This is a genomic window from Cupriavidus sp. 21MJTG02-4 (assembly GCF_057798975.1).
This window is the reverse complement of sequence record NZ_JBYOJP010000028.1, coordinates 25,414-40,164: the sequence shown is the minus strand read 5'-3', so window position 1 is coordinate 40,164 and position 14,751 is coordinate 25,414. Positions and strand designations below refer to the sequence as shown.

Below are 14,751 nucleotides of genomic sequence, written 5' to 3'. Positions count from 1 at the left end.
TGGAATCAGGGTTGCGGGTTGGAAGGACAGGGGTTTCAGGGTTGCGAGGACGATGCCGGCTGCACGGGACGCTGCCCGCCCATGCCGACCACTTGCGTGCGCATCTTCATCTCCTGCGCCATGAAGGCAGGCATGAAGGCGAGACCGGTGATTAGGATGATGAGGATGAAGGTCGCGCGGCGATTGAACTGCGAGGCACGCTGCAGCATCAGCTTGGGCGTCTCCAGCAGCAAGTCCTCGGCTACCATGTGCAGCATCTTCGACAGGTCGCTCTCGTACTCGGCGATGTCCTGAATCCGGTAGCTCGTATCCTTGTCAAAAATGCCCGTATCGAAGACCTTGCCGCCCTCGTTAGGGATGTATTCCAGATTCAGCTCCATGCGCTCGATGTGGTGCGCCAAATAGGGATAGGCATTGGCGCGCATGAGTGCCAGGCCGTCAGAGAGGCTTCGGATATCGCCGCCGAATCGCTTCGTGACGGCCGACAGGCCCGACAGGAACTGCGCACTCTGGAAGCGGCGGAAGAAGTCGAACACCAGGACCTTGCGGTCCAGCCACGCGCGGTGATGGCCGGTATAATTTTTGAGGGCGCGCAGCATCCATACGCAGGCCCCGACTTCGACCAGCAACACCAGCCAGCCCCAATGCCGCAAGAACGTCGTGGCGTTGTGGAAAGTCTTGCCCACCGGCCCATACTGGCTCACGTCCAGCATGGTGCGGAACGACTCATCGACCTTGGGACCAACGAGGAAGGCCATGGCCCCCAGATAAGCGTGCAGGATCAACAGCGTCATAGCGACGCCCGCGAGCGTTAGGGCGATGCCGGCACGCGCCTCGCCGAGCGCCGTCAGATTGCGTGCGAGCGTTTCAAGGCCTTCACGAATATCGCCGCCGTCCTCGGCCACGGCCAGGATCGGGATATCCTCGTCCGGCACCGTCCCGCGGAAGATTTCCGTCAGGCGCGAGCGCTGCATCTGGCCGTCAATACCTTCGGAGCGCGACAGCCAGTGCGCGGCAAGAATCCCCAGGGGTTCGCCTGCGCGGCGTGCTGCGTCCTTGGCGAAGTGGTTGGACACCGGCTCACCCGGCATATGCTGGATGCGCTTGGCGAGGTCGTGGTAGTACGTGGCCCGCATGCCCCGGAACCGGTACTTGGCCCAGAAGAGCTTGTCGGCGAATACTCGGTCGCCGGCGCGCAGGGCCGGTGTTCCCACCTTGCGCGAGAACACGGTGGCCACACGTTTAATCAGGTTCTGCATCATGCTTGAATCCCCATTGCATTGGCTGCGCGCGCCAGGTCACGCTGGCGCTTGGCTTCGTAGGCATCCAGCGACGTGAGTTTTTCTGCCTCGCGCGGATCGACGATGCCGGCGAACACCTTGTACAAGGCGACCTCAAATACAGTCTTTCCGGTACTGTCAGGCACGTCGAAGCCTAACTTTCGCTTGCTACGCTGGTAGGCGGCCAGCTCGATGTTCTTGGCGTCGCGGATAAAGGTGAGATCGAGCTCGTCGGGCTCGAACATTTCGGCCACGACCGTGCGCCCGCGCGCGCCGTTTAGATCCGGCAGGTTAGGTCGGCGGCACAGGTCACATCCTTCCGGGTTACGCAACCGGATCCCCTCCACGTCGAATTGGAAGAGCCGCTCAATCTGCCTGAGCTTGTCCGCGCCCAACACCCGCTTCATGTCGGCGTCGCACAGCCCGCAAGAGCAGGTGTTTGGGAGCAGCGCCTGGTAGACGTACAGGTTTACGAAGCCAGGCGTGGCCAGGACGCTGCGCGGAATGCGCAGCTCGCCGTCCGAGAGCCGATCCGGAGCTGTCAACGCGCTGGGCGCGTGGACGGTGGTGAGCGCTCGCAAGCCAGCGCCGGCCACATCCCGGAACAGGCCCGCCGATTCATGGTCACGCAGCTCGCCGACCATTACGAAGTGCGGGTTCATCCGCTTGATCTGGCGCTTGGCGGCAATGAACGGATCCTCGTCGCGGTTCGCGCCGTCCAGCGTGCGCGAGACCGAGAAATGGTGCGTGCCTTCGGCCAACAATTCCACCGGATCCTCGATCGCCATCTTGTTCATCCACGCTGGCAGGCGTTGCATAATCGCGTGCGCCGTGGTGGTCTTGCCCGAGCCAACGACGCCGACCATCACGGTCCCGCCGCCGAGATGCATGGTGTTGCGGTCGAGCAGCTTGGCCTGCTGTTCGAAGTAGCCTAGATCCTCCACGAAATCCACACGCTTGGTCTGCACTTCCTCGCGGTGCATCCGCATGACCGTCACATGGCCGGTTGCGCTTTGCATGGAAGCCCAACGAAACGCCACCGACTGGCCGTCGATCGTCGTGCGGATGCTTGTCTGCTGCGGTAGCACGCGGCTGAACACGCCATGCGAGCCGCCTTTGCCCTTCTGGTAGATGTGCGAGAGCGTGTCCAGCATCACCCCCGTTTCCATGCGGAATTCGGGTGGCGCGACCAGATAGCCATCGATGGCCAGGCGCACCTGCGAGTAGCCGCCCTGGTCCTCGATCTCCCAGTGCAAGTCGGAGGCGCCCTCGCGCAGCGCGAAACGACCGACCGCATCGAAGTTCTGCCACAGCGCGCTGGCGGGCTGCCGTCCCACCCCGACGGCGAGCTTGTCGCTTGCGCCCACCGGCTCGACGCTGCCGCGCGAGAGCGCGACCATCACCTGGGCCGCAGCCAGGTGCATCAGCGGTGATGCCGGGTCGAAGCGCAGGCGCAGTTGCCGAAGGATCTCCTCGGTCACGTCTGAGTTGGCCATGTCCCGCGTCAGGATCAAGGCGAATTTGCCCCGGCCGTCGCCGCTGGTGGCCGCCTCGATCAACACCGGGCAGATGGCATGTCGCAGCGATGGCGCCATGTCCAGCTCGTCGTAGAGCGTGCGCGCGAACACAGGCACGTCATCGACAGTCCCGATCTCGTCGGGACGAATCTCGCTCGCCTGCTGCACCGGCGCCGCGGGCTTGCCTGGTGCGGCCGGCAGGAAGGTCGCCGCGCCGCCCGTCACGACGGTGACACCGGAGCTGCCAGCCAAGCCCTCGCTCTTCGCGCGCTTGCCAAAGAATCCCATCTGCGCGCTCAGCGTTGGGCGAAGCTGGCCGACGGCGATGCCGCACCAACCGGCATAGCGGGCGTAGGGGGCAACGGGAATGGGGTTGGCAGCGTCGACGAGGCCCCAGGACCGGGGCCCATGGACGGCATCGGGAAGAACGGCGGCGTGCCCTGCGCCGTAGGCTGACCCGCGCCCTGAATCGGCAACGGACCCGAGCCGGCGGCTGCGCTCGCTTTGCTCGACTGTGGCGCATCATCCAGCAGCACCACCGCGTCATCCTGCACGACCGGTGCGAACAGCTTCGCCTTGCCGCGCGTGAAGGTAGTGCCGATCTCAGTGATCGCCGAGACGGTATAGCCGCGCCACTTTCCGCCGACCTTTGCCGGATAGACCTGGTCGCCCCAGCGCACATAGCTGCGCAACGTCATCGCGCCACCTGCAGCGCGGCCGTCCACCCCATAAAGGGCGATGGTCTGGGGGGTACGTTCGGCTGCAGGCTTGGCGGCCGCTGCGCCGGCGGGCGCAGCCGACACGGCAGGGGGCGGCGCGTTCTTGTCGAGCTCCTGCTGGAGCTTTTGCAGCGCCACCTTGGCGTCGGCATCGATCAGCTTTTGGGCGAGCGACTTATCGTCGTCGGCCAGCGCCGGGCCCGCCACCAGCAGGGCGAGCGCAGCCACGGCGGCGCGGCGCAACGGGTACAGAATCGGGATTGGGGTTGCACGCATGAGAGAGTCCTTTTCAGTCGCGAGCGAACGCATCGCCGCCGACCGTCAACATGAATTTCGATTGCTTCAGATCCGGTGCAGCGTTCAGATTCACCGTGAGGTCGATCGTCTTTACTGTGACGTGCGGCGGGAAGCCCGCAACCTCGGTCACATTGCGCAGCGGTCCGGCCAATTCCCACTTGGCAGACAGCACCGGATTGGGAATGGATGCCGGCCCTTCAGGCGGCACCGTGCCAAAGATCGACAGGTTTTTCAGATCCGCCCTGGTGGCGACCGGGCGCAGCGTCTGCAACTGAGAGCCGAAGCCCACCCGCAACGCCATTGCCGTAGGCAGCTTGTCCAGCACCATGCCGAGACGACGCGTCTCGCCCACCGGTACCTGTGTACTCACCACCGCCTTGGTGTCGTCGGCCTGAAACACCGGCGCCCCGAAACTGTCAGGCAATGCTGCGACAAAAGTCTGGTTGGTCAGGCCCCTGGCGTCCTGCTTAATCTCATAGGTCAGGGTGCAGTTTGCCTTGGGGGTCACTACGTCGGCGCACTGGATGCTCGCCAGAGACCAGCCGCCCACTTCCAGCGGCACCTCGTTGGCAAACCATTGTGCCCAGGCCGGCAGCGCCACGTCCGCCCGCGCGATCGGGCCAGCCGCGCGGGCGGCCAGATCCTCGGCGTAGCGTTCGGCCGGCGTCTTCTGCGGCGGGGGCGGATGCAGACGGCGCTGATAGGCGTCATACTCGGCCTTGCCATACTTCCAGCCGACCGTCACCATGAGCCCAAGCGCCGCGAGCGCCAAGGCGCGCTTGCGCTGGCTGGCTGTGCTGGGCTTCTTCAGGAGCGCTGCCTGACCGGCGTGGGATATCAGCATGTCCAGCGTATACGGGATATGCGTGACGTACCGCTCGGACGGTAGCAACGACAGTAGCTCAGGCGCGTTGCCTACCAGCTTGAAGTCGCCGTCGCACTTTGCCGGAAAATCCGCGGTCAACTGCCCTAGCGTCTTCTCGTCGTAAATGACCCGGTCGAAGCCCACCCGCGGGCGGCCCTTCACGATGCCACAGACGAGATACATCGCCTGCTGGCCCGGCGCTTCCAACCGGAACACAAAGAGCGCGTTGGGCACCAGCTCCGGGACGCGGGCAATGACGGCGGCACCAGAGTACAGCTTGTCCTTGATCAACGCCCGTGCGTCGGCCGCATCCAGATATCCCATGTGCAGCGCCTGGTCCTCATGCCAGATGCGTGTCGCCCGCACCTCGCGGGCGATGTTAGCCGCCAGCGCTGAGGGGGAGCCGCTGCCCGTCAGCGTGCGCCACTGCATACCGAAGACGAGCTTCTTGCCGTGGATGTCGAGAATCATTGCGGCTCGCCCTGGTCCTGCACCATTACCGTCGCCAGCACCAGCGTGAAGGTGCGCGACTTCGCGGCCGTCAGCGAACCCCCGAGGATGGTCGGCAGATATTCGCCAAGCGTGCGATGCGTCATCTGCGAGTCGGTCTGGTCGAACGCCGTCACCACCACGGTCTGGCCATTGCGCACGATCAGGTCCTGCGCCGGGATGCCCTTGGCCACGATCTTGGGCACCTGCACCGACTGCTGGTTGCTGCCCGAGCCGGAAGTAAACGTCTCGATCGGGCCGTCCAGCGCCGACTGGTCGAAGGCAAGCGTGAGGTTGACGTCGTCGCGCGTGGTCGCGTCGGGAAACACCGTCAGCTTGAAACCGACCGACCCGGTCGAGGTAGTAATGCCCGGGATGCCGCCCGTGCCGCCCGCGGTCGTGGAGGCCGGAGTGGTCGACGACACGTAGGTGAACTGGCGGCGGTTGTTGTACTGGGCGCCGTGCCGGTTGCGCAACGCCATCGGGATCGTCACCGTGGTGGTGACGGTGCCATACTGCTTAAGCGCGCTGACAATCGCCTGCGTGCCATTCCAGCCGCCCGAGGTGATACCCAGCCCGAAGCTGCCGGCACTTGACGACACGAGCGACGCCGGCGAGAGGGCCGTGAAGGTGAAGCCGGGAACGTGTTCGAGCGCCTTCGTGAGCACCGCGTTCCAGTCCACGCCCGCTTCGCCGTTGTCGGTCACCGTCCAATCGATGGTCTGGAATTTGAAATAGACCATGCGCGAGTAGATCGCCACTTGTTTGCGTACAATCTCGTCGGCGGCCTCGACGGCTTCCTTGGTGTCCTTGAGGGTCAGGATGCCGGTGGTCGGATTCAGCTCCGCGCGGCCCACCATGGTGAGCGCCGGCTCGATACTCTTGCGGATGCCCTCCATGTCGTCCATTTCCTTCGCCTCGGCCTTGACCGCCGCATCGATCTGCGTGGCCTGCCCGCCGCCGCCCACGTTTGCATTACCGCCGCCCTGCGCGGATTGCTTAAATTCCGTAGTGAAGGAGCTGGTGCCGGCCTTCATCGGCAGTTGCCACATCTTGGTGGTGAGCCGGTAGAAGCGAATGAGGCCCTTGGAGTCGCTGTACTCCCAGTTGATACCCAGGCGCGTCGAGATCAGGTCCAGCATGTTCGCCAGCGGCATCTTTTCGCTATTCTTGAACTCGACGCTTAGTGCCGACTCGACAAGCGGCGTGGCCTGGTTTGCGGCGGCCGTGCTGGCGCCCCCCGAGGCCAGCGATGCCGGCAGCGGACCATTCATGGTCGGTGTCGGACCCAGCCCCGTCGGAGTCAGCGGATTGGTCCCGAGAGGTGTGCTCTGGCTCCGCAGCTGCCCGCCGGCCTGCGCCACCAGGCTGCGCGGCATCAGCAGATTGGCTGGCAGGTATACGTCGGACTCGATCTTGACGGGAATGCCCGTCGCCATCGTGATGCGCTGCGCGGCCACGGCCAGCGGCATCACGCGCTCCGGGAACATGACCCACGTATCCACGTTGTTGCGCAGTGCGAGCGGCAGTGTCACATTGCGGGCGGTCGGCACGGGCTTGCCCACTAGATACGGCTTGGACACGTCCTGTTCGGCTTCCACGGCAGCGCGATCGCGGCGCATCTGCGCGTAGAGCGATTCCGTGCGGCTGGTGAAATCAGCGCGCGCGTCATCCGAGGCTCGCCGGGTGTCGTGCAACAGGCGCGGCGAGACACAGCCAGCAAGGGTCGAGCACACCAGCAAGGTGCCAACGGTGGGGCGAACGAGGCGGTTCAGTTTCATGTGGAGTCGGCTCACTTGCTGAGGTCGCACTTGGTGGTCTGCTTCACGACCCGCACGACGTTGTTGGAGTAGAAGCACGGCTTGATGATGTAGTCCGTCATCTCGGTGGACGACAGCACGCGGCGCACGGCATCCTTGAAGTCGCCTTCGAACACATCACTGCCAACGATGGGCACGTCCTTCTCCAGCTCCCACGGCGCCGCCCTCCAGCCGGCGCGCGGCGCCCAGGCTTCGATTAGCTGGCGGAAGTTGCCGTCAACCGGGGACACCGTCCATGAGGTGGGCGCCGGGGGTGCTGCAGGTGCGGCTTTGCTCGCTGCGGCGACCGTGCTGATTCGCGTAGCGGGGACGGAGACCGCCGTAATGTCGGCTGCCGGCGCTGCAATAACTGGAGCCGCAGCGACTGCAGCCGGCCTCTCGGCGGCGCGCTTCGTATTGGCGGCGAGCAGCTGCCAGCCCGTGCCGACCAGGGGCGCGGTCGGCTCGAAGTGGCCCACGCCGTCGACGCCGAAGGGCGACGCGCTCGCGAACACGGCAGGCATGTCTGCATGCGCCACGGCACAAAGGGACAGCGTGCCCGCCGCGACGACGGTCCGGATCAACCGGGCAGGAGAAAGAGACTGGAACATGGGTCGTACCTTCTGGAATCGGGATGCTTCTCGTTACTGGGGCTGCGTGCTGAGCAGGGTCTGGTAGATGCGATTCGCGTACCGAATTCGCTTCTCGGGAGCGCCGGCGTTATAGCAACCGACACCCGCCCAGGTCGCGCCGACCCGGTCGAGGCAATCGCGCAGGATCCACGCGCCGACATAGGCGCTCACGCAGGGATCGAACAGCTTGGCCCGCGTGATGCCGTAGGTGGCAAGGCGCGGCAGGTGCACCGAGTTGATCTGCATGAGGCCAATGTCTTCGGTGCCGTTGGCGTTCCGGTTCACCGCATAGGGACGCATGCGCGATTCGTGCTGGGCGATGGCGCGCAGCAACACCGGGTTCAGGCGGTGGTACGTCGCGGCGGCGTCGATACAATCGGCGCGGGCATCTCCGCTCAGGACAACCGAGCCAGCGACCAGAATTAGGCCTACGGTGGCGGTTGCAGCTCGGCGGATCATTGCGTCACCTCCCGCTCATAGAAGCGCACTTCCGGCACGCGATCGACCTGCACCACGTTGCCGTCGGCGACGACCGTCAGGTGCGCCGAAATGCCGTTGAACTTGTAGTAGCGATCCTTGTGCTCCCCACTGCCGCGCCGGCTTTCGTCGAACACCGAAATGTTGCCAACCGACTTGTCGAAGCTCAAATACGTCGCGCCGTCCTTCTCGAAGACGCGGGAGAGGCCGGCGTCGTTCTTTTTGGCGAAGAGGTAATGAATGCCCGGCACACGGGCCACTTCCACCGCCTTACCGCCGCCGCGCACCGTGAAGCGGTCCACGGTCGCCAGCGACAGCGTCTTGTCCTCGTCGCGCCACTCGGTGGAGAGCGTCTTGCCCGAGGCGTCCTGGAACAGCAACTCGCCCGGCTTCGCATCGAAGCGGATCTCAATGCGGCCCACTTTGTTGTCGCGAATCGCGTTGGCGTCGAATGCCGAAGCGAGTGTGGCGCCGTCGTCGGCCGGTGGAGCCGCAGCAGGGGCATTAACGGCTATCAACGAGGCGGCCTGGGAATCACTCTTGCGGACACCATCTACGGCGAACGCCTTGGGCGCAGTGGAGCGCAGGGCCACGTGCCGGCGCTCAAAATCCACTTCCGCGTATAGACCACGTTGCTCAAGCACTCGACCGAGTGCCTGCAGCCAGTTCTCACCTGCCGCGCTGTGCAGCGACACATCTTCTGTGAGCGCAATGTCCTTCTGTGCCGATCCTGTCCAGCCCGCCGGCGCGAGCGACTTGACCATCGCGGCCAGCGGCATCGCCGTGCGGCCGGCGCGCACCAGCGCGAGATCGCCGTGCTGGCCAATCAGGGCAATGCGTCCGGAGAAGCCGGCGAGGTTTTTCGGCAGGTCCCCAACCGGATTGGCGGGCTCGCTCGTGAAGCCGTTGGCGCGCTTCCAGCGCGCAACGACGCTCTGGCCGTTCGCGCTGTAGCGCACCACGTCCGGCACGCCATCGATGACCCAGTACGGGCCGTCCTGCAGGGCGCCGTCAGCCTGCACCACCTGGCCCGGCCGCGGTTGGATATACGTCGAGAGCCCGTCATTGAAGATGAGGGCGGGGCGATCCGCGGCCCGTGCAACGACCTGGTAGTCGAAATCCAGCGGCTCGGTATTGGTCGCAGCGTGAGCGCTCGCCGTCAACACCAGCGCGGAGAGAAATAGCGACCTGATCATCGGAATTGGGCGAAGTGGTTCATGAAACGAGCGAAATACGGCCCGCCGCGCTCCGGATTGGCGCTGTGGTACCAGGCCACGGCCTTCATCGGAGAGCCGCTGCGCCGCAGGTTTTCGGCCAGGATGTCCTCCGCGACGCGGATATTGGTCGCCGGTGCGAGCGCTTCCCACGGCGACGAGAATCGCTTGCCGTGATAGCACCAGTTCACCTGCATGAGACCGACATCAAAATCGCAGCGCTGGCTGGCCAGCAGGCGGTTGATGGCCGCGTACGCCTCCTCGCGCGTGGCGAAGAACATGCCGCGCCCCGCGACGTTCAAGGTCCACGGCCAAGGGCGGCCGCGGTATGCCGATTCATTCATCGCGATGCCAGCCGTAATCTTGGGATCGACTCGTTGGCCCATCTGAGAGAACGGCTCGGTCTTTGGCGCGCAAGCCCACCCGCCACGGCGCTCCGCGAGCGCTTCCTGGGCTGCTTCGGTGAGGATGGGCGGCCGCAGCCAGCCTTCGCGTGCGAGGAGGACTGCGATCGGCACGGCCTTCCCGTCGAGTTGGACGACCGGTCCTTCCTCGACCCCGGGCTCGATCGATGCGCCAACCAGCCTCGCCGACCAGCCTAGAAACGCGTCGAGGCCGCAATACAGGACCGGGTTTCCGGCGATCGTGTGCAGCCGATCATTGCCATCGGCATGCACTACCACCGCATTCGGGCTGATCACAGCCTGAATCGTTGCGGCTTGCGCCGCGCCGGCCAGTACCAGCGTGGTCAGGGCAATCATGGTGTTAGTCACGATATGCCTCCAGCACCATGTCGTGCTTGACTTGCACCATCATCTTCTGGCCCGGCTCGGTCGTGATCGTCGGACGGATACTTTGGTTGCGGTTCAGGATGGTGGATGCGGTTTGCGCCGCAATCTGGCCGGCAGCATTGCCGTACGTCGTCAGGCCAGACGGTCCCACGGTTGTGGCTGTGTTGCTGTCATTAAAGCGCTGCTGAAGCAGGCCAATCACTAGTGCGCCACTGAAGATCTTCCAGAAATGGTTGTTGACGTCTCCACTGATGCCGGAGTACCCGTTTGGGTCCGCCCCTTGCATACCCATGAGGGGCACCGTCTTCCCATTGGGCAACTGCATACGGACGAACGCGGCGAGGATGCGCTCCTGGCCGACCGTGACCTCGGCGCTGTAGGCACCTACCAGGGTGCTGCCGGCCGGGATCACCTTGCACCGCCCATTCACCGTGTCGTAGACGTCCTGCGAGACGGTCGCGCGGAATTCGCCCGGCTTGTCCGAATTGAGGCCGCCCGCGAACGTTGCCGGGATGACGAAGCCTCGGCTCAGCGTGCACTTCGGGAGCTTGCCGTCAAAGCCGGTGCGCAAGGTCGTCATGGCACCTGCTTCACGGAGAAACTGCTTGTCCGGCGAGACGGCCAGTTCCGGCGCTTCCGGCGCCCCGTTGGCAGTGCTGGCGCGGGCCACGGCGGCTTGCTGCAGCGCCCGCATCTGCGCGGGATCGGTCAGATCAGCAAGCCCGGCCGGCACCTTGGCCTGCCCGAGTTGGGACTTGCGTATGCCCTTCTTGAAGATCGAGGCCGTGAAGATATCGTCTTCTTCATTCTTCTTCGCATCGGATGCTGCAGCTTTGGCCGGGGCGGCAAGATCCTTCGCCGTCATCACTGGCGCGCTGCCTGTGTCCGGCTTCACTGCCAGTGCGCGTTGGCGCTCCGCTTCAGCACGCGCCTTGGCCGCCTGATCACGAATCGTGGCCTCAAGCGTCTGCCCGTTGTCGCCGCTGCTGGCCCGTTGGCGCAGCTGCTCCGCCCGATCCTGCTCGGCCTTGGCATCGGACTGCTCTTCGCTGACCGACTGGAAGTAGTAGCCGAGCCCACCCACCAGCAAGGCGGCGATCACGCCCAGCACCATGACGATGTTGCGCGGCAGCTTTCCCTTGACGGTACGCTCCTGCGCATCCGTCACATCGGAGACACCGGTGGATGATGTGCGATCGCGCATCAGAACAGCCCCAGGATGCGCCGGCGACCGCGCTCGACCTTGACCTCTTCGCTCCCGGAGCGCAGGGCGATGGCTTCCGCCAGCCGCTGTACGACCAGAAAGTCGCCACGGCGTATGAAGTTAACCACCACATAGTCGCTGCCGTCCTTGGCCAGCGGCACCGGCCAGTCCGCGCCCTTCGGTATCCGCAGCCACACCGCCTTGCCATCATCAAAGGCTGCCTCCGGCTTGAAGCTGGCGCTGCCCGAGATGGAATACTCGAAATTGAGCTGCTCAGGCCCTACGGCAAGGGCATCCGCATTGGGATCAGCTCTCCCCTCGCCCTGCTCGCCTCTCGCATCACTACGCGCCTTGGCCTTTGCTGAAAATGTCGTGGGGATACGAAAGCGCACTTTCTGGTAGAAGATGCCGCCCAACGGCGACGATACGAGCGTGAACTCGTAGCTGCGCTTGTTGGTGTTGACGGAAAGCGTATTCACCAGCCCCGCCGCCTGCGGCTTCACGTACAGATGGTTCAGGCCATCGGTTTCGTAGTCCCAACGAACGCTCTCACCCCACGCCGGCTCGCCAACGATCTGCTCGTCCTCGGGGAACTCGATCGTGCTCATCTTCAACGGCGCGCTCAGCACACGAAAGATCTGGTCGCGGTTGTAGGTAAAGACGACGAGGCGGGAGTCACCCGGCAGCGCGATCGGATCCACGCCGCCGTTAAAGGGGTTGGCCGGGTTCATGGCGTCGCTAATGTCGCCTATGCCAAGGCCTGCGACGCCGGCGCTGACCCGACGCGCCGGCTTATCGGCCGCGTGCGCGTCCGGAGTGGCGAGGCTCAGCGCCACCAGTACGGCGGCAGCCAGGGAACTCAGCGGGGATGACTGGCGAATTTCCATGTGCATAGACCCGGCCTCATGCCGGCGATTTCTGGAGGCTGAAGAACACGGGATGGACACCGAACGGATTGGTGCCAAGCACGGCGTCGCTGGTTGGCGGTTTCACCTGGTAGCGGAACGTCATCGCGTACCGCAGCTTTCGCGGCTTGTAGCCGTCCTCCGTCGTGGTGGTTATGAATTCCACCGCGACGGTACTGTCGGGCAGGACGGCGACATTGGTTACCCTGACTTCGCGGACAAGGGTTGCCGACGCACCGACCTGCCGGAACGGTTCATCCTCAGCCACCCAATCCTCGAACTGCTTGCGAGAGGACCCGATCATCTGCTCACGGACAGAGCGCAGGTTGCGCGCCATCCGTGAGTCCTCGACCTGGGTTGTCAGGATCGGTTCGATGGTGAACCAGCGCGTCACGAGATCCTTGAATGCCCATTGCAACTGGATGCCTTCCGGCTGGAACGCCTCAAGCTCCCGCACGATGGGCTTGCCGTTCGCATCTGCCGACACGCCTACAGCCTTTACGACCGAAGGCGGCGGTTCACGCGTCATGATCGCCGCCAACGCAATGCAGCCCAGGCCGAGCGTTGCGACCTTCCAATGGTTGCGCTCCACGGAAATTCTCGTGGTGCGATCGAAGATCAGCTGCTCGGGGCTTTCATTGCCATACATCCCTGGCGCAACGGCGAGGGGCTTGGCATTGTCGGAATCTTTGCGGAAGAAGCGCATGCTGCGGCAGTTCTTTGGGATGCCGCTAATTTAAGCAGTGAAGTCGACCCTGCAGATCGCAGAAAGCCATGCGATTTTGCGCGGCTTTCCGAGAATCTCCGCGATCTCGCCAGATCACGCAGGACACTTGAGAGGCCTCCGGACGCTGTAGCGACGCCTGGATCCTGCGACGGGCTTTGGGAGCCGGCAAGAGGCGTCGTTTCATGCTGCCTCTCCCGTCCCACCCTATATCAAACCGCTCGAGGATTACCCGGAAAGCCGATCGTTTTGGTATCGCTTTCCGGGAAAACAGCGTGAGCACGCTCAGACTTTTCGTTTCGCACCACCACCGTTGGCTCAGGCCAGAGCCGTACTCAACGAAAAACCGTAGAAAGCTCGCAAAAGTCGTATAGCTTTCAACGCGCCACACGATTCATCGCCCGCCAACAATATCGGGCATGGAATCCTCAGTCGCCAACCATCCCGTATTGCAGCTCAGCCAGCTCGAAGAAAGCGCGGTCGCGATGTTCTTTGAATCGCTCGCGCCAATACGCGCCTACATCGATGCATCCGATGTGGCTGAAGTCATGGTCAACCGGCACAACAGCATCTGGGTGGAGCGGCGCGGCGAGATGAAGCGACTGGACGTGAGGATCGAGCCCGCTAAGCTGGAAGGCGCCGTGCGCTCCCTGGCTTCGTCGGTGCAGAAGTCTGCGGTGCGGGGCACCGCACAAGGCATCATCAATGCGGGCCACAAAGGTCTTCGGATCGCCGCCGTCATGCAGCCCACAGCCATTGACGGCCATGCGCTGAGCATCCGCCGGCACCGCGAGACCAATCTCTCTCTTAGCGACTATGTCAAGGCGGGGGCCTTCTCGTCCCGGCACGCCCGCACCAAACACACCGATCAACCCATATTCACGGGCGCTGTCGAAGATGAAGCGCTCAAGGATGCGCTCATTGAGCTGGTTCGGCAGCGGAAGAACGTCCTCGTCGCTGGCGGCACATCTTCCGGCAAGACCACCTTCTTGAACGCCCTGGTCGAGAACATTCCGGACGGCGAGCGTGTCCTGACCATCGAAGACACGATGGAGCTCAAAACGCGGGTACCCAATACGGTCCGCCTGCTCTCCAACACCGACAAGAACGTGACCACCCAACAGCTGGTCGCGCTCGCCCTGCGATTCCGCCCCGACCGCATCCTGGTTGGCGAGGTCCGCGGCGGTGAGGCGTTCGACCTGCTGCAAGCGCTGAACACGGGTCACGACGGCGGCATGGCGTCGCTGCACGCGAACAACGCCCGCTCGGCCCTCTCCCGCATGGAAAGCCTTGCCATGCTTGGCATCCCACCGGGTTCGCGCTGGGAGCTGGACGACATGCGCAAACTCATCGCCGAGTGCTTCAACTACGTGGTGCACATGCGCCGCACCGGCGAAATGCGGCACGTCTCGGAAATCATCGAGATCAAGGGCTTTCGCAACAACGACTACGACCTCGAACGCGTTTTCTAAACCAAGGAGTCTTTCCAATGTCTTCCCCGCTCGTTCAATGTGCCGCCAAGACAGCGCGCAAGTACGCCCCGTCGATGCTGGTCCTGGTCGGCATGATGAGCGTGGCCACATCCGCCGTCGCGGCCGACTACGGGTTCCTCGGCAACCTGGGCGAATTCATCTGCGGCATCGCCACGTTCATCAACACGAAGTACCTCTTTGTCGCCGGTCTGATCCTGATCGTCCTGGGCGCTATCGGTATCGCCAACTCCGAGTCGACCATCATGAAGTTCGTCTCGGTGATCTGTATCGGCATTGGTCTTGCCGCTGCAGCACCCGCGATCATGAAGACGCTCGGCGTTGCTGCCCAGTGCTCAGGATTCTGAT

The 14,751-nt window shown here is 64.0% G+C and carries 14 protein-coding genes; 2 read left to right on the top strand and 12 right to left on the bottom strand.

Going from position 1 to position 14,751, the window contains the following annotated elements; all coding sequences use genetic code 11:
- Positions 1-35: 35 nt before the first annotated feature.
- From AC3FKH_RS32510 to AC3FKH_RS32455, 12 genes are read right to left on the bottom strand one after another with little or no spacing between them, the layout of a single operon-like run.
- Complete coding sequence (locus tag AC3FKH_RS32510; protein ID WP_488679714.1) at positions 36-1,262, bottom strand: type II secretion system F family protein; 1,227 nt, start codon at positions 1,260-1,262, stop codon at positions 36-38.
- Positions 1,259-3,085 (bottom strand): ATPase, T2SS/T4P/T4SS family, encoded by a 1,827-nt coding sequence (locus tag AC3FKH_RS32505; RefSeq protein WP_488679713.1) that lies wholly within the window; start codon positions 3,083-3,085, stop codon positions 1,259-1,261. The genes AC3FKH_RS32510 and AC3FKH_RS32505 overlap by 4 nt, the downstream gene beginning before the upstream one ends.
- An 8-nt stretch (positions 3,086-3,093) precedes the next feature.
- Complete coding sequence (locus tag AC3FKH_RS32500) at positions 3,094-3,792, bottom strand: hypothetical protein (protein ID WP_488679712.1); 699 nt, start codon at positions 3,790-3,792, stop codon at positions 3,094-3,096.
- 13 nt (positions 3,793-3,805) lie between these two features.
- A complete protein-coding gene (locus tag AC3FKH_RS32495) occupies positions 3,806-5,149 on the bottom strand; it encodes a type IV pilus inner membrane component PilO (RefSeq protein WP_488679711.1) in 1,344 nt (447 codons plus the stop codon).
- Positions 5,146-6,948, bottom strand: coding sequence for a protein PilN (locus AC3FKH_RS32490; protein WP_488679710.1), 1,803 nt, complete (start codon positions 6,946-6,948; stop codon positions 5,146-5,148). The genes AC3FKH_RS32495 and AC3FKH_RS32490 overlap by 4 nt, the downstream gene beginning before the upstream one ends.
- 11 nt (positions 6,949-6,959) lie before the next feature.
- A complete protein-coding gene (locus AC3FKH_RS32485; protein ID WP_488679709.1) occupies positions 6,960-7,577 on the bottom strand; it encodes a toxin co-regulated pilus biosynthesis Q family protein in 618 nt (205 codons plus the stop codon).
- Positions 7,578-7,610: 33 nt separating this feature from the next.
- Positions 7,611-8,057, bottom strand: a complete 447-nt coding sequence (locus tag AC3FKH_RS32480; RefSeq protein WP_488679708.1) for a lytic transglycosylase domain-containing protein — start codon at positions 8,055-8,057, stop codon at positions 7,611-7,613.
- Positions 8,054-9,271 carry a TrbG/VirB9 family P-type conjugative transfer protein gene (locus AC3FKH_RS32475; protein ID WP_488679707.1) on the bottom strand — a complete coding sequence of 406 codons (1,218 nt, stop codon included), beginning with the start codon at positions 9,269-9,271 and terminating at the stop codon, positions 8,054-8,056. Before AC3FKH_RS32475 ends, AC3FKH_RS32480 begins: the two co-directional genes overlap by 4 nt.
- Entirely contained in the window at positions 9,268-10,050 is a 783-nt protein-coding gene (locus AC3FKH_RS32470) for a lysozyme family protein (RefSeq protein ID WP_488679706.1), read from the bottom strand. Before AC3FKH_RS32470 ends, AC3FKH_RS32475 begins: the two co-directional genes overlap by 4 nt.
- Before the next feature lie 4 nt (positions 10,051-10,054).
- Positions 10,055-11,284, bottom strand: coding sequence for a TraB/TrbI/VirB10 family type IV secretion system protein (locus tag AC3FKH_RS32465; RefSeq protein WP_488679705.1), 1,230 nt, complete (start codon positions 11,282-11,284; stop codon positions 10,055-10,057).
- Entirely contained in the window at positions 11,284-12,171 is an 888-nt protein-coding gene (locus AC3FKH_RS32460; RefSeq protein ID WP_488679704.1) for a TrbG/VirB9 family P-type conjugative transfer protein, read from the bottom strand. Before AC3FKH_RS32460 ends, AC3FKH_RS32465 begins: the two co-directional genes overlap by 1 nt.
- 16 nt (positions 12,172-12,187) lie before the next feature.
- Positions 12,188-12,895 carry a VirB8/TrbF family protein gene (locus AC3FKH_RS32455; RefSeq protein WP_488679703.1) on the bottom strand — a complete coding sequence of 236 codons (708 nt, stop codon included), beginning with the start codon at positions 12,893-12,895 and terminating at the stop codon, positions 12,188-12,190.
- Positions 12,896-13,332: 437 nt separating this feature from the next.
- Between AC3FKH_RS32455 and AC3FKH_RS32450 the strand changes: the two genes are divergently transcribed.
- Both AC3FKH_RS32450 and AC3FKH_RS32445 read left to right on the top strand, forming a co-directional pair.
- Complete coding sequence (locus tag AC3FKH_RS32450) at positions 13,333-14,385, top strand: TadA family conjugal transfer-associated ATPase (protein ID WP_488679702.1); 1,053 nt, start codon at positions 13,333-13,335, stop codon at positions 14,383-14,385.
- Positions 14,386-14,402: 17 nt separating this feature from the next.
- On the top strand, positions 14,403-14,750 hold the full coding sequence (locus tag AC3FKH_RS32445; protein ID WP_316157499.1) for a prepilin: 348 nt from the start codon (positions 14,403-14,405) through the stop codon (positions 14,748-14,750).
- The last annotated feature ends 1 nt before the right edge of the window (position 14,751 follow it).